At 73.3% G+C, this 17,914-nt stretch carries 18 protein-coding genes and 1 pseudogene; 12 read left to right on the top strand and 7 right to left on the bottom strand.

Annotated elements, in window-relative coordinates:
* Positions 1-455, bottom strand: a pseudogene (locus ONA70_RS24810) (ABC transporter permease subunit); the annotation flags it as partial.
* A complete protein-coding gene (locus tag ONA70_RS24805; protein ID WP_265008886.1) occupies positions 452-1,456 on the bottom strand; it encodes an ATP-binding cassette domain-containing protein in 1,005 nt (334 codons plus the stop codon). The gene ONA70_RS24805 and the pseudogene ONA70_RS24810, both read right to left, overlap by 4 nt.
* A gap of 75 nt (positions 1,457-1,531) precedes the next feature.
* On the opposite strand from ONA70_RS24805, the gene ONA70_RS24800 reads away from it, so the two are divergent.
* The gene (locus ONA70_RS24800; RefSeq protein ID WP_265008889.1) at positions 1,532-2,383 is read left to right on the top strand and encodes an ABC transporter ATP-binding protein; all 852 of its coding nucleotides are present in this window, start codon (positions 1,532-1,534) and stop codon (positions 2,381-2,383) included.
* A gap of 16 nt (positions 2,384-2,399) precedes the next feature.
* On the top strand, positions 2,400-3,296 hold the full coding sequence (locus ONA70_RS24795; RefSeq protein ID WP_265008885.1) for a ribokinase: 897 nt from the start codon (positions 2,400-2,402) through the stop codon (positions 3,294-3,296).
* A 5-nt stretch (positions 3,297-3,301) separates the two neighbouring features.
* On the opposite strand, the gene ONA70_RS24790 is transcribed toward ONA70_RS24795, so the two are convergent.
* The gene (locus ONA70_RS24790) at positions 3,302-4,270 is read right to left on the bottom strand and encodes a helix-turn-helix domain-containing protein (RefSeq protein ID WP_265008884.1); all 969 of its coding nucleotides are present in this window, start codon (positions 4,268-4,270) and stop codon (positions 3,302-3,304) included.
* A 70-nt stretch (positions 4,271-4,340) separates the two neighbouring features.
* Here ONA70_RS24790 and ONA70_RS24785 point away from each other — a divergent pair, with 70 nt between their 5' ends.
* Positions 4,341-4,793, top strand: a complete 453-nt coding sequence (locus tag ONA70_RS24785; RefSeq protein WP_265008883.1) for a rhodanese-like domain-containing protein — start codon at positions 4,341-4,343, stop codon at positions 4,791-4,793.
* Positions 4,794-4,815: 22 nt separating this feature from the next.
* Here the strand turns inward: ONA70_RS24785 and ONA70_RS24780 are convergent, their stop codons facing one another.
* Positions 4,816-5,283: a hypothetical protein gene (locus ONA70_RS24780; RefSeq protein WP_265008882.1), complete on the bottom strand. Its 468-nt coding sequence runs from the start codon at positions 5,281-5,283 to the stop codon at positions 4,816-4,818.
* A 33-nt stretch (positions 5,284-5,316) separates the two neighbouring features.
* Complete coding sequence (locus tag ONA70_RS24775; protein WP_265008888.1) at positions 5,317-5,793, bottom strand: DUF6232 family protein; 477 nt, start codon at positions 5,791-5,793, stop codon at positions 5,317-5,319.
* A gap of 221 nt (positions 5,794-6,014) precedes the next feature.
* Between ONA70_RS24775 and ONA70_RS24770 the strand changes: the two genes are divergently transcribed.
* Positions 6,015-6,446, top strand: coding sequence for a nuclear transport factor 2 family protein (locus tag ONA70_RS24770; RefSeq protein ID WP_265008881.1), 432 nt, complete (start codon positions 6,015-6,017; stop codon positions 6,444-6,446).
* On the opposite strand, the gene ONA70_RS24765 is transcribed toward ONA70_RS24770, so the two are convergent.
* Positions 6,392-6,910, bottom strand: a complete 519-nt coding sequence (locus ONA70_RS24765) for a DUF6232 family protein (RefSeq protein WP_265008880.1) — start codon at positions 6,908-6,910, stop codon at positions 6,392-6,394. The genes ONA70_RS24770 and ONA70_RS24765 overlap by 55 nt on opposite strands.
* Before the next feature lie 98 nt (positions 6,911-7,008).
* Here ONA70_RS24765 and ONA70_RS24760 point away from each other — a divergent pair, with 98 nt between their 5' ends.
* From ONA70_RS24760 to ONA70_RS24725, 8 genes are all read left to right on the top strand, one after another.
* On the top strand, positions 7,009-7,782 hold the full coding sequence (locus ONA70_RS24760) for an enoyl-CoA hydratase/isomerase family protein (protein WP_265008879.1): 774 nt from the start codon (positions 7,009-7,011) through the stop codon (positions 7,780-7,782).
* 109 nt (positions 7,783-7,891) lie between these two features.
* Positions 7,892-9,514, top strand: coding sequence for an acetolactate synthase (locus ONA70_RS24755; RefSeq protein ID WP_265008878.1), 1,623 nt, complete (start codon positions 7,892-7,894; stop codon positions 9,512-9,514).
* A 155-nt stretch (positions 9,515-9,669) separates the two neighbouring features.
* Positions 9,670-10,644: an ATP-binding cassette domain-containing protein gene (locus ONA70_RS24750; RefSeq protein ID WP_265008877.1), complete on the top strand. Its 975-nt coding sequence runs from the start codon at positions 9,670-9,672 to the stop codon at positions 10,642-10,644.
* Positions 10,641-11,453, top strand: coding sequence for an ABC transporter permease (locus ONA70_RS24745; protein ID WP_265008876.1), 813 nt, complete (start codon positions 10,641-10,643; stop codon positions 11,451-11,453). Before ONA70_RS24750 ends, ONA70_RS24745 begins: the two co-directional genes overlap by 4 nt.
* A 37-nt stretch (positions 11,454-11,490) precedes the next feature.
* The gene (locus tag ONA70_RS24740; protein WP_265008887.1) at positions 11,491-11,922 is read left to right on the top strand and encodes a carbohydrate ABC transporter permease; all 432 of its coding nucleotides are present in this window, start codon (positions 11,491-11,493) and stop codon (positions 11,920-11,922) included.
* A 57-nt stretch (positions 11,923-11,979) separates the two neighbouring features.
* On the top strand, positions 11,980-13,299 hold the full coding sequence (locus ONA70_RS24735) for an ABC transporter substrate-binding protein (RefSeq protein WP_265008875.1): 1,320 nt from the start codon (positions 11,980-11,982) through the stop codon (positions 13,297-13,299).
* Positions 13,296-13,952: a bifunctional 4-hydroxy-2-oxoglutarate aldolase/2-dehydro-3-deoxy-phosphogluconate aldolase gene (locus ONA70_RS24730; RefSeq protein ID WP_265008874.1), complete on the top strand. Its 657-nt coding sequence runs from the start codon at positions 13,296-13,298 to the stop codon at positions 13,950-13,952. Before ONA70_RS24735 ends, ONA70_RS24730 begins: the two co-directional genes overlap by 4 nt.
* Before the next feature lie 37 nt (positions 13,953-13,989).
* On the top strand, positions 13,990-17,133 hold the full coding sequence (locus tag ONA70_RS24725; RefSeq protein ID WP_265008873.1) for a golvesin C-terminal-like domain-containing protein: 3,144 nt from the start codon (positions 13,990-13,992) through the stop codon (positions 17,131-17,133).
* Between the two features lie 76 nt (positions 17,134-17,209).
* Here the strand turns inward: ONA70_RS24725 and ONA70_RS24720 are convergent.
* Positions 17,210-17,914 (bottom strand): SMP-30/gluconolactonase/LRE family protein (locus ONA70_RS24720; RefSeq protein WP_265008872.1); only part of this gene is annotated, 705 nt, incomplete at its 5' end.

The following is a 17,914-nucleotide window of genomic DNA, read 5'->3' as shown; positions in this document are numbered from 1 at the left end:
AGCAGGTTGACCACCCCGCCCGAGTTGAGGTCGGCCCCGATGTAGGAGGCGCCGACCAGGAACCCGAACAGCACCAGGAACGCGACGAGGAAGTAGAGCAGTGGCTTGGCCTTCTGGGCGAAGACGAAGACCCCGCTCAGGTAGTTCGCCGCGGTGATCGGCTCCTTGCGCAGGGCCGGGTCGAGTTCCGCGCAGTCGCGGGGAACGTAGTCGTTCTCGTCCGGGGTGATCTCGCCGGCCTTGATCCGCAGGCAGCGGGTGTGGTCCGCCTCGCGGCTGGCCACCTCCTCGGCGGCCTGTGCCCGGGCCCGGCTCAACTCCTCGGCGGACGGCCGGTGCGAGCCGGCCAGCGTGGTCGCCACGGTCACCGCGAAGGCGACCAGCAGCAGCACCACCATCAGCTGCACGAACCGGCGGGCGGCCAGCCGCTCCACCTCGGCACGGACCAGGTTCACGCGTCCACCTCCCGGCTCTCCCGCACGTCGAGATCGATCACCATGTCGGGCCCCTCCGCGCCGTCCACCTGCCGGGGCAGCGCCGGGTGCGGGGCGTCGCCGGTCAGCTCCAGGAAGACGCTCTCCAGGTCCGGCCGGAGCGGGACCAGCTCGCGTACCCACAGGCCCTGTTCGCCCAGCGTGCGGCTGATCAGCTCCGGGTCGGCGACCCCGGCGACCACCAGGTGGTCGGGGTGGGCGGTGACCGCCACGCCGACCTGACCCAGCAGCTGCTCGGCGCGTTCCGGCTCGGCCACCCGGACCCGCCACTCGTGCTGGTCGAAACCGGCGAGCACCTCGTCCACCCGGCCGTGCGCCACCCGCCGGCCCCGGCTGATGATCGTCACGTGGTCGCAGATGAGCTGGATCTCGGCCAGGATGTGGCTGGAGAGCAGCACGGTCACCCCGGCCGCGGCGAGCGACCCCATCAGGTCCCGCATCTCCCGGATGCCGGCCGGGTCCAAGCCGTTCGCCGGTTCGTCGAGGATCAGCAGCTCCGGGCTCTTGAGTAGCGCCGACGCGACCGCCAGCCGCTGCTTCATGCCCAGCGAGTAGCCCTTGACCCGCTCGTCGCCCCGGTCCCGCAGGCCGACCAGCTCCAGCACCTCGTCGACCCGGGTGGTGGGCACGCCCCCGGCCAGCGCCAACAGCCGCAGCGTCCGCCGGCCGGTGAAGTTGGCGAAGAACTGCGGGCTCTCCACGATCGCGCCGACCCGCCCGGCGACCTCCGGCAGGCGGTCGGGGGACTCGGCACCGAGCACGCTCATCCGCCCGCCGTCGGCCCCGACCAGCCCGAGCAGGGCGCGCAGCGTGGTGGTCTTGCCCGAGCCGTTCGGCCCGAGGAAGCCGTGCACCTGCCCGGACTCGACCAACAGGTCGAAGCCGTCGACGGCGACCCGCCGCCCCTGGCGCAGCGTGTGAAACGTCTTACGGAGACCCGCGATCTCAATGACCGCGCTCATCCGCGCGGCTCCTCGGCACGGTCGGGCATGCGGCGTCCTTCCGGTGTGGTGACCAACGACACGGCGCCCCACCCTATGGCGGCGACGCCGCCCGTGGGGGGCAGCGCGCGGGGTGCGTGGTTGGATGGACCGGTGACTGATGACCTGGATCTGGTGGTCAGCCTCGACGGAGTGGGCGTCAAGCGCTCCGGCACCGCGCTGGTGCACGACGTCGACTGGCGGGTCGAGCTGGACGAACGCTGGGTGGTGCTCGGCCCGAACGGCGCCGGCAAGACCACGCTGCTCAACCTGGCCGGCGGCCGGCTGCACCCGACCACCGGCACCGCACACGTCCTCGGCGAGCAGATCGGCCGTACCGACGTCAACGAGCTGCGGATGAGGATCGGCCTGTCTACCGCGACCCTCGCCGAGCGCATCCCCGCCGACGAGCGGGTGGCGGACGTCGTCGTCACCGCCGCCTGGGCGGTGGTCGGCCGCTGGCGGGAGAGCTACGACCGCAGCGACGAGGCCCGGGCCCACGCGTTGCTCGGCCAGCTCGGCATCGGCCACCTCGCCGAGCGGGCGTACGGCACGCTGTCGGAGGGCGAGCGCAAGCGGGTGCAGATCGCCCGGGCCCTGATGACCGACCCGGAGCTGCTCCTGCTCGACGAGCCCGCCGCCGGGCTCGACCTCGGTGGGCGCGAGGACCTGGTCGCCCGGCTCGCCGAGCTGGCGTACGACCCCGACGCGCCGGCCATGGTGCTGGTCACCCACCACGTCGAGGAGATCCCGCCCGGCTTCACCCACGCGCTGCTGCTGCGCGAGGGCGGCGTGGTGGCCCAGGGTCTGCTCGCCGACACGCTCACCGCCGACAACCTGTCGAAGACCTTCGGCCTGCCCCTGATCGTCGAGCGGTCCGGCGACCGCTGGACCGCCCGCGCCGCCTGACCGTCGAGAGGACCACGTGCAGCAGACCCGGGTCGCCGTGGTGGGCAGCGCCAACATGGACCTGGTCGGCACGGCCGCCGCGCTGCCCCGTCGCGGGGAAACCGTGCTCGGCAGCGACTTCGTGATGCTGCCCGGCGGCAAGGGCGCCAACCAGGCCATCGCCGCGGTCCGCGCCGGCGCGTCCTGCGTCTTCCTCGGCGCGATCGGCTCGGACGCCTTCGGCGTCACCCTCAAGGCCCGGATCACCGCGGCCGGCGTGAACGCCGACCACCTCCGGGTGGTGTACGGCGCGTCCGGCGTCGCCCTGGTCATGGTCGGCGGGGCGGGGGAGAACGCCATCCTGGTCACCCCCGGCGCCAACAGCGCGTTCACCGGCCTCACCGAGGGCGAGCTGCACGCCGTACGCGAGGCGGACGTGCTGGTCGCGCAGCTGGAGGTGCCGGTCGAAACGGTGACCGAGGCGGCGGTGGCGGCCCGGGCGGCCGGCACCCGGGTGGTGCTCAACGCAGCGCCGGCCCGGCCGGTGCCGGCGGAACTGCTCGCCGCGGTGGACCTGCTCGTGGTCAACGAGACCGAGGCGCAGGCGCTGACCGGGCGGGGCCGGGACGAGCCGACGGCACTGCTGGAGCGGGTGCCCCGGGCGGTGCTCACCCTCGGCGCCGACGGCGCCTGGTACGTCGACCGGGACGGCACGGTGGTGCACGTCCCGGCGGTGAAGGTCGACGTGGTGGACTCCACCGCCGCCGGAGACGCGTTCACCGCCGCCCTCGCCGTGGCCTGGGGCGAGGGGCGTGAGCTGGTTGACGCGGTGCGCTGGGCGGCGGCGGCCGGGGCGGCCTGCGTACGCCGGCTCGGCGCCTCGGTGGCGCTGCCCCGCCGGATCGAGATCGACGAGCTCTACACCCCGGCCTGACCGGCTCAGGCGGCACCGGCCCGGAACGCCCGCCGGTAGGTCGACGGCGAGGTCCGCATCGCCCGGCCGAAGTGGTGCCGGTAGGTGACCGGACTGTCGAAGCCGACCGCCGCCGCGATCTCCGCGACCGGCGCGTCGGTCGTCTCCAGCAGGGCCAGGCTGGCCCGGACCCGCTGGTCGATGAGCCAGCGGATCGGGCTGGTGCCGGTGGCCCGGGCGAAGTGCCGCAGGTAGCTGCGGGTCGACAGGTGCGCCTGCCGGGCCAGCACCGCCACGGTCAGCGGCTCGGCGAGGTGCCGTACCGCCCAGGCCATGCTGGCCGCGATCCGGTCGTCGTCCGGGTCTACGCCGACCGGTGCCTCGATGAACTGGGCCTGCCCACCGTCCCGGTGCGGAGGGACAACCAGCCGGCGGGCGACCGCGTTGGCCACCGCCGCACCGAAGTCGCGGCGCACCACGTGTACGCAGAGGTCCAGCCCGGCGGCGCTGCCCGCGCTGGTCAGGATGTCCCCGTCGTCGAGGTAGAGCACGTCCGGGTCGACGGTGACCGCCGGGTGCCGGCGGGCCAGCAGGTCCGCGTACCGCCAGTGGGTGGTGGCCCGTCGTCCGTCGAGCAGGCCCGCGCCGGCCAGGGCGAACGCGCCGGAGCAGATCGACATCAGCCGGGCGCCCCGGTGGTGCGCCCGGCGCAGCGCGGCCACCAGGTCCGGCGACGGGTCGGCGGTCACGTCCGGCACCCCGGGCAGGATCACGGTGCCCGCTTCGACCAGCGCCGCCAGGCCGTACGGGGTGTGCAGGGCGGCGCCGCCGACCACCGGCACCGGCCCGGGCCGCTCCGCGCAGACGGTGAGCCGGTACCAGTCGACGCCCAGCTCCGGCCGGGGCAGCCCGAACACCTCGGTGACGATGCCGGTCTCGAACACCGACATCCCCGGGTAGGCGAGTACCGCCACGGTCCGGTCGACGGGAGCCATGGCGGGATGTTAGCGAAGGCTGGCGATCACGCCACTCCCGCCGGTGCCCCGCGCGGCCCAGGATCGGGGCATGACGTTCTCCGTACCGCCGGCCGACCCGACGGCCGCCGCCGCCCACTTCCGCGCCCGACTCAGCTTCGAGACCGACGTCAGCGACGTGCACGCCGCCCTCGAGGCGGGCACGCCGGGGCTGGTCGTGGTCGACTCCCGGGGCGACGCGGCCTGGCGGCAGGGCCACCTGCCGGGCGCGCTGCACCTGCCCACCGCCGAGATCGCCACCCGGGCGGCCGAGCTTGTGCCGGCCGGGTCGACCGTCGTGACGTACTGCTGGGGGCCGGGCTGCAACGGGGCGACCCGGGCCGCGCTGGAGTTCGCCCGGCTCGGCTGGCCGGTCAAGGAGATGATCGGCGGCTTCGAGTACTGGGCCCGGGAGGGGCTGCCGGTGGTCACCCCGGCCGGTACGGCCCGTCGTCCGGTGGACGAGCTGACCGCGCCGCGGGCGGCGGTGTCCTGCGACTGCTGAGCCGGTCCGGCCACCCAGCCGGTCAGTTCACCGCGGCGTCCTGCTCGCCCGGGTCGTCGGCGAGCCGCTCGCCCCGGCGGCGAAGCATGCCGAGGCCGGGGATGCCGGCGACGGCCAGCTTGAGATCCCGGGTGACCGCGAGCAGGTCGTGCAGGTCCGGGCCGACCCGGTCCAGGGTGGCCAGGATGGGCAGCACGTCCGAGGTCAGGTGCTCCTTGAGCTTCGGCAGCTCGTCGACCAGCCGGATCGCGGCGGTGATCTCCTCCTGGCTGAGCTGCTCGACGAACCGGGCCGCCATCGGCGCGGCCCGGCGCAGCGTCGGCTCGTACGCCGCCAGCAACTCGGCTGCGGTGCCGGCCGCCCGTTCGGCGACGACCACGGTGCCGGCGGCCCGGCCGGCCACCGCGTCGGCCTCCCCGACCACCACGGCGGCGGCCGCGGCGACCTCGCTGGCCGTGTTGATCGCCGCAGTGGCAGCGGTGCTGATCACCGCGACCTCACGGACCGCCGCCAGCGGCGATGCTCACCGGTCCTGCTTCTCGACGGCCCGCTGCACGGCCCGGTAGATCTGCCCGAACCGCAGGGCGTCGGGCGTGCGTAGCAGCATCACCTCCCGCCCGTGGTGCTGCACCCACAGCTCGTGCACCCGGCTGCCCCGCTCGTAGGAACGGTCCAGCCAGCCGAGCGGCAGTTCCAGGAACGGGGTCAGGGCCAGCCCGACCGCCACGAAGGCGCCGAGGATGATGAGCGCCAGCTTCCAGTTGCCCCGGTCCTGCGCCGCCCAGGCCAGTGAGAGCACGCAGACCAGGGCCACCAGCGGTGGCAGCGAGAGGAGCAGGACCAGTACGCCCCGGCCGAGGACCCGCCCGCGAACGGCCAGCGTGGTCGCGCCGCGCGCGTGCCAGACGTACGTGACGTCGGCGAGCCTGACGACGTGCCCGCCAGCATGGATGGCCTCCGAGGTGACCTGCACCGCGTCGTCCCGGTAATAGAGCGTCATCATTCAGCTTAACCACCCGGACTCAAGCCCGACCGGTGTCGCCGGGCCCGCGCGACGGCGGCCGTTCGGCCTCGCCCTCCGGTGGGGAGCGGGAGTGTTTCCACCGCCTTTCGAGCTGAGTCGTTTGCGACATCACCCTCCCCGGCCGGCCCCCCGAATGTCGCTAGCGCGATGCCGTCTCGGGGCGGCGCACAGGGTGCCGCGCGGGTAGCGTCGCGGGCATGGCGGACCGGAGCGGGGCCGAGACGGCCATGACCGAGCAGGAGCGCAACGTCCAGGTGGTCCGGCGGTACCTGCGGACCTTCGTCACCCAGGACCTGGCCGAGCTGGCCGAGGTGGTCGCCGAGGACGTGGAGATCTACGGGTCCGGCACGGCGGTGCGCGGACGGCGCTATCCGGAGGGGGCCGTTTCCTCGCCCGGGCTCACTGTGCTCGACCAGGAGATCCTGGAGATCTTCGCGGCCGAGGACCGGGTGGTGGTCTCGATGGCGCAGACCTACCGGCGCGACGCGACCGGGGCCACCACGGTGCAGAGTGCCTGCAAGATGTACCGGCTGGCCGGCGGGCGGATCGTGCAGTTCTGGGGCGAGCAGGACACCTACGGCCTGCTGCGCGGCCTGGGGCTGCTGCCGGACGAGCCGATCACGTTCTGACGTCGCACCGGCGGTGCGGTCTCCATCGCCCGCTGCACGGCCCGGTAGATCTGCCCGAAGCGCAGCGCGTCCCCGGTGCGCAGCAGCCGTACCGGCTGGCCGCGCCAGCGCGCCCACATCTCCAACTGCCGGCTGCCCCGGGCGTACGACCGGTCGAGGTGCTCGAAGAGCACGTCGGCGAGCGGCCCGACGCCGAGGCCGACCAGCACGGACACGCCGACGATGGCGACCGTGACGGTGGGGGAGCGGTGCAGCCAGAGCGCGAGCGCGAGGCCGAGCCCGGCGGCCACCAACGGCCCGGCCAGGGCCGCGCCGATCGCGCCCCGGCCGGCGAGCACCCGCCAGGAGCGGCTGCCCCGCCGGTGCCAGACCATGCCCAGTTCGGCGAGCGGGTACGTGCGCCCGTCCACCCGCAGGGCGGTGGAGGTGACCTGCACCGACCGGTCGTCGTAGTAGGTGATCATGGCCTCACTCCGGGTGTCGGGGCGGATGCCACACTGTCTACCCCAACGAGCCGAGCCGTAAGGTTGGCACGCGACTTCGACGAGGAAGTGAGGGCAGCGTGGGCGAGTTCGTCAGGCTGGAAGTGAAGGACGGCATCGGCACCATCCGGCTGGAGCGGCCGCCGATGAACGCGCTCAACACCCAGGTGCAGGAGGAGTTGCGCGCCGCCGCCGCGGCGGCCACCGCCGACGCCGAGGTCCGTGCGGTCATCGTGTACGGCGGGGAGAAGGTCTTCGCAGCCGGCGCGGACATCAAGGAGATGGCCGACATGTCCTACGTGGACATGGCCGAACGGGCCGCCGATCTGTCCAGCGCGCTCGGCGCGATCGCCCGGATCCCCAAGCCGGTGGTCGCCGCCATCACCGGGTACGCCCTCGGCGGCGGCTGCGAGCTGGCCCTCGCGTGTGACTGGCGGATCGTGGCCGAGGACGCCAAGCTCGGCCAGCCGGAGATCAAGCTCGGCATCATCCCCGGTGCCGGTGGCACCCAGCGGCTGGCCCGCCTGGTCGGCCCGGCCCGGGCCAAGGATCTGATCATGACCGGCCGGATGATCGACGCGGCGGAGGCGCTGCGGATCGGCCTGGCCGACCAGGTGGTCCCGGCCGCCGAGGTCTACGACGCCGCGGTCGCCTACGTGAAGCCGTTCCTGACCGGCCCGGTGCAGGCCCTGCGGGCAGCCAAGGCGGCCGTCGACGGTGGCCTGGACATGGACCTCAACTCCGGTCTGGCCTGGGAGAGCCAGCTCTTCGCGGCGCTGTTCGCCACGGACGACCGGCGCGAGGGCATGGCCGCGTTCGTCGAGAAGCGCAAGCCGGGCTTCACCGGCCGCTGAGCCGCGCTCCCGGGTCGGCGGCCCACCCGGCGCCGGCCCGAGAGTGGTTCACATCTGGCCTACCGGCCAGTAGCGTGTGACTCCGGTCCGGCAACCAAGGGGAGCGGCGATGACGGAACGAGTCGAGGGGCACGGCGGCGAACTGGCGCTGGCGGCGCTGCGCGCGCACGGCGTACGGGAGATGTTCACCCTCTCCGGCGGGCACGTCTTCCCGCTCTACGACGCCGCGCACAAGGCCGGCTTCCCGCTCTACGACGTCCGGCACGAGCAGTCCGCCGTCTTCGCCGCCGAGGCGGTGGCCAAGCTCCAGCGCCGCCCCGGCCTGGCCGTGCTCACCGCCGGCCCCGGCGTCACCAACGGCGTCTCCGGTCTGACCAGCGCCTTCTTCAACGCCTCGCCGGTGCTGGTGCTCGGCGGGCGGGCCCCGCAGTTCCGCTGGGGCTCCGGCAGCCTCCAGGAGATGGACCACCTGCCCCTGGTGGCTCCGGTCACCAAGCACGCCGAGACGGTGTTCAGCGCCGACGACATCCCGCGCGCGGTCACCGCCGCCCTCACCGCGGCGCTCACCCCGCACCGCGGCCCGGCCTTCCTCGACTTTCCCCTGGAGGCGGTCTTCTCCGTCGGCGACGCCGACCTACCGGCGGTCACCCCGCCCGCCCCGCTCGAGGCCGACCCGGACGAGGTCGCGAAGGCCGCCGGCCTGATCGCCGGCGCGTCCCGGCCGGTGATCATCGCCGGCTCCGACGTGTACGCGGGCGACGCGGTCGACGCCCTGCGCGCCGCCGCCGAGTCCCTCCAGGTGCCGGTCTTCACCAACGGCATGGGCCGCGGGGCGCTGCCGCCCGAACACCCGCTCGCCTTCGCCAAGGCCCGCCGGGTCGCCCTCAAGGGCGCCGACGTGGTCGTGGTGGTCGGCACCCCGCTCGACTTCCGGCTCGCCTTCGGCGACTTCGGCGACGCCACGGTCGTGCACGTCGTCGACGCGCCCAGCCAGCGCGCCGGGCACGTCCAGCCGGCCGCCAGCCCCGCCGGCGACCTGCGCCTGATCCTCACCGCGTTCGCCGAGCACCCCGGCGACCGGGCCGACCACGCCGACTGGATCGCCGAGCTGCGTACCGCCGAGGACGCCGCGAAGGCCCGCGACGCCGAGGAGATGGCCGCCGAGACCGACCCGATCCGCCCGGCCCGGGTCTACGGCGAGCTGCGCAAGGTGCTCGCCGCCGACGCGATCACCATCGGCGACGGCGGCGACTTCGTCTCGTACGCCGGCAGGTACCTGGAGCCGGCGCAGCCCGGCACCTGGCTCGACCCAGGCCCGTACGGCTGCCTCGGCACCGGCATGGGCTACGCGATGGGGGCCCGGGTCAGCCACCCCGACCGGCAGATCTGCGTGCTGATGGGCGACGGCGCGGCCGGCTTCTCGCTGATGGACGTGGAGTCCCTGGTCCGCCAGCAGCTCCCGGTGGTGATCGTGGTCGGCAACAACGGCATCTGGGGCCTGGAGAAGCACCCGATGCGGGCCATGTACGGCTACGACGTGGCCGCCGACCTCCAGCCCGGCCTGCGCTACGACAAGGTGGTCGAGGCGCTCGGCGGGGCGGGCGAGACGGTGGAGAAGGCCACCGACCTCGGGCCGGCCCTGGCCCGCGCCTTCGACGCCGGCGTGCCGTACCTGGTCAATGTGCTGACCGATCCGGCCGACGCGTACCCCCGCTCGTCGAACCTGGCCTGACCACGCCGCCTGCGACCGCCGCGCGCGGGGTGACCGGCGACGGCGGTCACGGCTTTTCTGTCAACAGCAAAATCAGCGGAATGTCAGCGCCCGTCGCCGTAACGTCAGCGCCGTCGCTCAAGGTGGGGTGACCAGCGAGAACGACGGGAGTTCCGATGACATACGCGATCCGTGCGGAGGGCCTGGTCCGCCGCTTCGGCGCGACCACCGCCCTGGCCGGCGTGGACCTGGCCGTCCCCACCGGGGCGGTGTTCGGGCTGCTCGGGCCGAACGGGGCGGGCAAGACGACCGCGGTCCGGGTGCTGGCCACCCTGCTCGCGGCCGACGAGGGGCACGCCACCGTCGGCGGGTACGACGTCCGCCGCGACGCCCACCGGGTGCGCCAGCTGATCGGCCTCACCGGCCAGTACGCCTCGGTCGACGAGAACCTCACCGGCACCGAGAACCTGCTGCTCATCGGCCGGCTGCTCGGGCTGTCCCGGGCCGACGCCCGAGGCCGCGCCCGGCAGCTGCTCGCCGACTTCCAGCTCTCCGACGCCGCCGAGCGGGCCGCCAAGACCTACTCCGGCGGCATGCGCCGCCGCCTCGACCTGGCCGCCAGCCTGGTCGGCCGGCCGCAGGTGCTCTTCCTCGACGAGCCGACCACCGGGCTCGACCCGCGCAGCCGCAACGAGCTCTGGGACATCGTCCGCGGCTTGGTCGCCGACGGGGTGACCGTGCTGCTGACCACGCAGTACCTGGAGGAGGCCGACCAGCTCGCCGGCGAGATCGCCGTGGTCGACCACGGCCGGGTCATCGCCCAGGGCACCCCGGAGGAGCTGAAGACCCGCACCGGCGGGCAGGTGCTCGCCGTCCGGCCGACCGACCCGGCCGACCTGCCGACCGTGGCCGCCATCGCGGCCGAGGTCACCGGGGCGGCCCCCGAGATCGCACAGCACACCGTCTCGGTGCCGGTCAACGACCCGAGGGCGCTGCCCGCCGTGGTCCGTCGGCTCGACGCGGCCGAGGTGACCGTGGCTGAGCTGGCTCTGCGCGGCTCCAGCCTGGACGAGGTCTTCCTCTCCCTCACCGGCCACCGCGCCGAGCAGGACGTCGCCGCCGACGCCGACCTGGAAAGGATCCCCGCATGACCGCCGCCACCCTCACCGGGGCCCCGCCGGCACCGGCCCGCCGGCCCAGTCTCGCCGCCGGGCTGCGGCACACCCTCACGCTGGCCTGGCGCAGCCTGGTGCAGATCAAGCACAACCCGATGGAGCTGCTCGACCTGAGCATCCAGCCGGTGATGTTCGTGCTGCTCTTCACGTACGTCTTCGGCGGCGCGATCTCGGGCTCCCCGGGTGACTACCTGAAGTTCGCGTTGCCCGGGATCATCGTGCAGAACGCCTTCTTCGCCACCATGACCACCGGGTTCGGGCTGAACCAGGACCTCACCAAGGGGGTCTTCGACCGCCTGCGCGCGCTGCCCGTCGCCCGCTGGGCGCCACTGGCCGGGCGGATCGTCGCCGACACGGTGAAGCAGGCCTGGTCCCTGGTGCTGCTGCTGGGGATCGGCATGATCCTCGGCTTCCGGCTCGGTGCCGGCCTGCCCGGGCTGGTCGGCGCGTTCGCCCTGCTGCTCGCCTTCTCGCTGGCCGCGTCGTGGATCTCGGTGCTGGTCGGTGTCCTGGTGAGCGAGCCGGACAAGGTGCAGATCTTCGGCTTCATGGTGATCTTCCCGCTCACCTTCACCAGCAACGCGTTCGTGCCGACCGAGACCATGCCGTCCTGGCTGCAGCGCTGGGTCGAGGTCAACCCGGTCACCATCCTCGCCGACGCGCTGCGCGGTCTGCTGGTCTCCGGTCCGGTCGCCGGCCCGGTCGGGCAGTCGCTGCTCTGGGCGGCCGGTATCCTCGCCGTCTTCGCCCCGCTCGCGGTGCGGGCGCTCAGGCGTCGAGTGTGACCCGGACCGCCTCGGCGGCGGCTTCAGCGCCTACGGGCTGCTCAACACCTACCTCGCACTGGTCCTGTCGTTCACCACGTTCACCCTCCCGCTGTGCGTCTGGATGCTCAAGGGGTTCTTCGACACCATCCCCGACGAGCTGATCGAGGCAGCCAAGGTGGACGGTGCCGGTCAGGGCGCCATCATCCACCGCATCCTGCTGCCGGTGAGCCTGCCCGGCCTCGTCGCCACGGGGCTCTTCGCGTTCATCCGCGGCTGGAACGACTTCATCTTCGCGCTCACCCTCGCCCGGCCCGAGAAGCAGACGCTGCCACCGGGGCTGGTCAACACCTACCTCGGCGAGTTCCAGGCCGCCTGGCCCGACCTCATGGCCGCGTCGCTCGTCGTGTCGCTGCCCGTCGTCATCGGCTTCATCGTGCTCCAGCGCTACCTCGTCGCCGGCCTGACCAGCGGCGCCGTGAAGGGCTGACTCACCACCGCCCGGCCGTCGGCCGGGAACCACCACACAGTCGACAGGGGATTCCAGATGTCAACGCGACCTAGTCTCCGCACCGCCCACCTGTCCCGCCGGAACCTGCTCCAACTGCTCGGCGCCGGCAGCGGTGCCCTGCTCGCCGCCGGCGCCCTGTCCGCCTGCGCCCCGTCCACCGGCTCGGCCGGTGGCTCCGGCGCGGCGAGCGACGACGGCACCAAGGACTTCGCGTTCACCGGGTGGTCGCTGAACGAGGCGTCCACCAAGGACTCGCTCCAGGCGATGCTCGACACCTACGCCGGGGCGAACGGCGCGAAGATCACTACCGCGTCGTACCCGTACAACGACTACCTCAACCAGGTGCTGTTGCAGCTCCGCGGCGGCACGCTCACCGGCGCCGTGCAGGTCGACGTCGCCTGGCTGGCCACGCTGGCCGCCACCGGCAAGCTGGTCGACCTCGGCGCGCAGGCCGGCGGCGGCTACACCGAGGCCGCGCTCGGCATGGCCAAGGTCAAGGGCACCCAGTACGGCCTGCCCTGGACCACCGCCGGGATCGGCCTGATCGGCAACTCCGAAATGCTCACCAAGGCCGGTGTCACCGCCGCGCCCAAGACGATCGACGAATTCGAGCAGGCGTTGCGGGCCCTCAAGGGCCTCGGCGGCGGCGTCGTGCCCTGGGCCGCCATGACGAAGGTGGACCAGCTCAAGGACTTCATCGCCTGGATGTGGGCCTTCGGCTCGCCGGTGGTGCAGGACGGGAAGATCGTCGTCGGCGACGACGCCAGCATCGCGGCGCTCACCTGGTACAAGAAGCTCTACGACGAGAAACTCATCGCGCCCGACGTGAACCGGTTCGACGCCCGGGCCCTCTTCGCCCAGGGGAAGGTCGGGTTCTACGAGGACGCCGTCGCCGGCCGCGGCGCCGTCACCAAGGCCGCAGCCGACAAGCAGCTCGGGGACAAACTGCAGCCCATCGCCCGCCCGGTCCGTACGGCCGGGGACAAGCCCCGCAACCTGGCCTGGGGCCACGCCATCGCCGTCGTTCAGGGCAACGGCGCGGCGGCCGCCGCGAAATTCGCCGCCACCGTCACCAGCGACCCTAAGTACACCGGCGAGTGGTTCGCCAAGGCCGGCCTGCCGCCCGCCACCACCACCGGCCTGGCCGCCGGCGAGGTCCAGGCCGACACGTTCGTCACCGCCTTCACCACCGCCATCGGCGCCAACGCCGAGCCCGACCCGTTCTGGGCCTACCCCCAGTTCGCCCAGATCGAGCAGGCGCTCGCGACCCAGGTGCAGGCCGCGCTGGTCGGCAAGGCGTCGCCGAAGGACGCCCTGACCACTGCGCGGGAGCAGATGCAGGCGCTGGCGAAGTGACCGCCCTGCGCGGGGCGCGGGTGATCGCCATCGTGCGGTTGCCCGCCCCCGACGCGGTGCTCCGCACCGCCCGGGAACTGGCCACCGCGGGGCTGCCCGCCCTCGAGGTCACCCTCACCACACCGCGGGCGCTCGACGCAGTCGCGGCGCTGCGCGCCGAACTCGACGACTCGTGCGCCGTCGGCGCCGGCAGCGTACGCACCGCGGCGGACGTGACGCGGGCGCGCGACGCCGGCGCCCAGTTCCTGGTCACGCCGACCACGCGCGCCGAGGTGCTCACCCAAGCCGCCGAGGCGGGCCTGCCCGTCGTCTGCGGCGCGCTCACCCCGACCGAGGTCGACCTCGCCTGGTCGGCCGGCGCCAGCCTCGTCAAGCTCTTCCCCGCCAGCCTCGGCGGCCCGGCGTACCTGCGCGAGCTGTGCGCCCCGCTGCCGGACGTACCGCTGGTGCCCACCGGGGGCGTGAGCGCCGAGTCGGTGCACGGCTGGGCCGCGGCGGGGGCGGTCGCCGTCGGGGTGGGCGGTTCCCTGGTCAACGCCACGGACATCGCCGCCAACGACTGGGCAGCGCTGCGCCGCCGGGCGCGGGCCTTCCTGGCCGCGGCCGGCTCCGCCCCGTGGCCCGAACGGCCCCCTCTCTCACCAGCTGTCTGACCTCACCCGGACGCTGCTTCAGGATGGAGTGCAGTTGATGGCTGCTCGTCCCAGATCCAGAACCCTGCTCGCCCTCGTCACGGCGCTGCTGGCGCCGCTGGCGACCGTCGCCGCGCCGCCCGACCCGGCCGCGGCCGCGGCCGCCGAGACGCTGATCGTCACCCCGTCCACTCCCGGTGCCTACACCGAGACCGGAACCTGGGCGAACGCCCGCGATCCGGGATACGGCGGCTCGCTGTCCCGCTACAGCCGTACACCCGGCTCGACGGCCACCTGGACCGTCGTGGCGCCCGCCTCCGCCCGGTACGACCTCGCCGTCTACTACGCGGCCAGCGTCGACAACGCCAAGGCGGAGTACGCCTGGACCGGCGGGCCGGACACGCCCACCGTGGTCAACCAGGCCACCGGGGGCAACGCCTGGCGCACCATCGGGTCCACCTACCTCGACCGGGGCCAGACCTTCACCCTGACGGTCACCGCCACCGCAGGCCCGGCGGCAACCACACCGAACCTCAACGTCATCACCCGGGCCAACGCCGTTCGGCTGGTCGAGGTGGGCGGCGACGGCGGCGGACCGACCGCCGACTGCGGCACCGACGACACCCGGGCACCGGACGTCGACGCGTCGGAGCAGCGGTTCCCCGGCTACCGACTGACGCAGCAGGGAACCATGGTCTCGGTGGCCGGGGACGGCTGGGCGATGTCGGTCGACCGGCGGGGCTTCCGTTACGGCTTCGACGTCGACGGCGCGCGCGCCGCCGCCCCGCACCCCGAGGCCGGTCTGCAACTGGCCGGGGCGGACGGATCGGCCTGCGACGCCGTCGCGGCGACCGTCACCGGCGCGGACGGCTCGGGCGTGCGGTTCTCCGTGACCTTCTCCAACGGACGCACCGCGGACGTCGCCGTGGTGCCGGCGGACCACTCCGTGAACCTGCGGGTCACCGCCGCCGATGCCGACGCCGGCAGTGTCCGGGCCCGGCTCGCGGGCGGCATGAACCCCGCCTACGGCCTGGGCGACCTCGGCGGATACCGGACCGACCTGAACGTCTACGGCATCAAGAACCTCGACTACTACGCGCAGAACAGTGCGGGCACGACGAACCAGCGGTTCGTCTCCACGTTCACCGTGTTTCCCGGGCGGAAGCTCGCTCAGGTCGCGCTGTCGAACGGGCGGTTGGCGGTCGAGGTCGACGACGCGGCGACCCTGCTCGGGGTCAACGGCCCGGCCATGTCGGGGCTGCACTATTTCTTCGGGGACATGCCGACGATCTACCGGCGCTACGCCGAGGTCCGTCGAGGCGCCGGCTACGCCGACGCGAAGCCCGACTACCCGCTCTTTGGCGTCGGCTACGAGTCCTACGGCGCCCTCGGTTACCACACCAACCAGCGGACGATCGTCGACTCGGTGACGACCTACCTGGACAAGGGCTTCCCGATCAGCTGGGTCGTGACCGGCTCCGGGTTCTGGCCGTACGGTTCCGGCAGCGCCCAGGGCACGACCTCCAGCTTCGGCCTGTGGGGCGCCAAGTACCCGGACCCCGACGCGTACAAGAAGTTCTTCCACGACCACGGGATCAGCCTGCTGCTGGGCGCGCGTCAGTCCTTCCGGGCGCTGCCCGCCGACGGCGGCACCTACGACCCGGCCCTCGACGGCGACGGCACCGCCGTGGGCATCGAACGCGGCTACTTCATCAAGGACGCGAACGGCAAGCCGCGAGTGTTCAAGCCGGTCTCGTTCCCCAACACGGCCATGTACCTGATCGACCCGGACAACGAGGCGGCCGTCCGGTGGTTCGTGGCCCGCAGCCGGGAGTGGGGAGCCGACGGCTACAAGGAAGACCACATGTTCGACGCCACGGCGAACCGGTACGTCGACAACGCCCTGGTGAACCCGGTCAACGAGGGCCTCGACGGCGACGGCGCACTCATGATGGTGCGCAACAGCGCGTTCTCGGTGTCGGGCTCCATCCTGCGGATCAACGACACCGACTACAACCAGGGGCCGGGCGACCGCGACCGCACGGTGGTGAACGGGCTCGCCTACGCGGCCAGCGGTCAACCCAACTTCTATCCGGACATCGTCGGCGGTCGCATCATCGGTGACCTGGAGACGAACACCGCCAAGCAGCGGTACCTGACCCGCAACGCGATGATGGCCGCCATGTCGCCGGCCATGTCCTTCGGCAACGAGCCGTGGCGGATGAACGACCCCGTCCTGGTGGCGGCGGCCCTGAAGGCCGCACAGTGGCACGCGGAGTACCAGCCCTACATCTACTCGGCGGCCGTCAGCGCGTACGAGACCGGCTTCCCGTCGACGGCCACACCCCTCCCGGTGGCGTTCCCCGACGATCCCCGGGTCCGGGACCTGGCGTCGGCGGCCCGCAAGCAGTACGAGTGGATGCTCGGCCCCTCACTGCTCGTCGCCCCGCTGTACGGAAGCGACACGGACACGGCGATGGCCCGCGACGTCTACCTGCCGGCCGGCGAGTGGTTGGACATCGAGACCGGCAAGCGGTTCTCCGGCCCGACCACCCTGACCGGTTACGCGCAGCCGTTCGGCAAGATCCCGGCCTTCGTCGGCGGCACGGGCATCCTCGTTCACGACCCCGGAGCCCGGGACCCGGGCGACAACGTCGCCGCCGGCGAGGTACGCGCCAGCGTCTACCCGGTCGCCACCCCGGGCGCCACGCTCTCCTACACCGCGAGCGACGGAACCACCCGGAGCCGGATCACCGCCAAGAACACCTCGTGGTCGGCGGACGACATCGTGGTCCGTGACTCCACCGGAGCCGACGTCGCCTTCACGAAGAACCCGGTCACCGGGGCGATCGGGTTCCCGATCCGGGCCGGACTGGACTACGTCGTCTCGGACGCCGGGGCGCCCGAATGGGGGGTCAAGGTCGTCGATCTGACGACGGCGGGGCCGGTGACGACTGGCCGCGCGTTGCCGGTGCGGTTCGCCCTGGTCGACCAGGCGGACGCGCCGGCGGCGGGCCTCGTCACCAGCGTGGTGCAGGTGGCACCGGACGGCACCGAGCGGGACCTGGAGTTCAGGACGGACGACCAGAATCGGATCCACACCGTGCTGGCGACCCCGGCCGGCGCGCCCGGCACCTACGTCCTCGTGATGAAGGCCGCCGACGGCCGCCGGCTGGCCCACCTCAACCTGCACGTCGCCTGACGCGCGGGCGCCCGGCGGCTCCTCCTCCCACCCGGGCGGGAGGAGGAGCCGCCGAGCGGGTGGCAGCCCGAGGCGGTCAGCCCACGAAGGTGTGGTCGGGGAACCCCGGCACCTCGGGGCGGATCCGGAACAGTGCCCCCGCCGGAGAACGGTCGTCGGTCGACAGGCCGTGGCGGGAGGTGGTGATGTACAGGTCGGCGTGGTCGGGGCCGCCGAAGGCGCATGCGGTCGGGCGCCGTACCGGCAACTCCACCACGGTGGTGAGCCGGCCGTCCGGGGTGTACCGGTGGATGGCGCCCCCGTCCCACAGGGCGACCCAGACCGCGCCCTCGGCGTCGAGGCACAGCCCGTCCGGCGTGCCCAGGCCGGGTGGCACCGCCACCACCGGCCGTCGGTCGTGCAGCTCGCCGGTCGCCAGGTCGAACGCGAAGGCGTCGATCCGGTGCGTGGCCGAGTCGACATACCAGGCGGTCCCACCGTCGCGGGTCCAGGCCAGGCCGTTGGACACGGTGAGCCCGGTGAGCACGGTCTCGACCGCGCCGCCGGGGCTGAGCCGGTGCAGCGCGGCGCGCCCCGGCGCGGCGTCGTACGCCATCGAGCCGCAGTAGAAGCGCCCGAGCGGATCGCACGCGCCGTCGTTCATCCGGACCGCCGGGTCCGACCAGATCTCGGGCAGCAGCTGCACCGAGTCGTCTCGCAGCAGTGCGAAGCCCCGCCCGACAGCGGCGACCAGGCCACCGCCGGATCGCGGGCGCAGGGCGGCGACCAGCGGGGCGACGTG

This window comes from Micromonospora yasonensis (assembly GCF_026013475.1).
GTDB lineage: Bacteria > Actinomycetota > Actinomycetes > Mycobacteriales > Micromonosporaceae > Micromonospora > Micromonospora yasonensis.
This window is presented reverse-complemented; position numbering and strand designations above follow the sequence as displayed.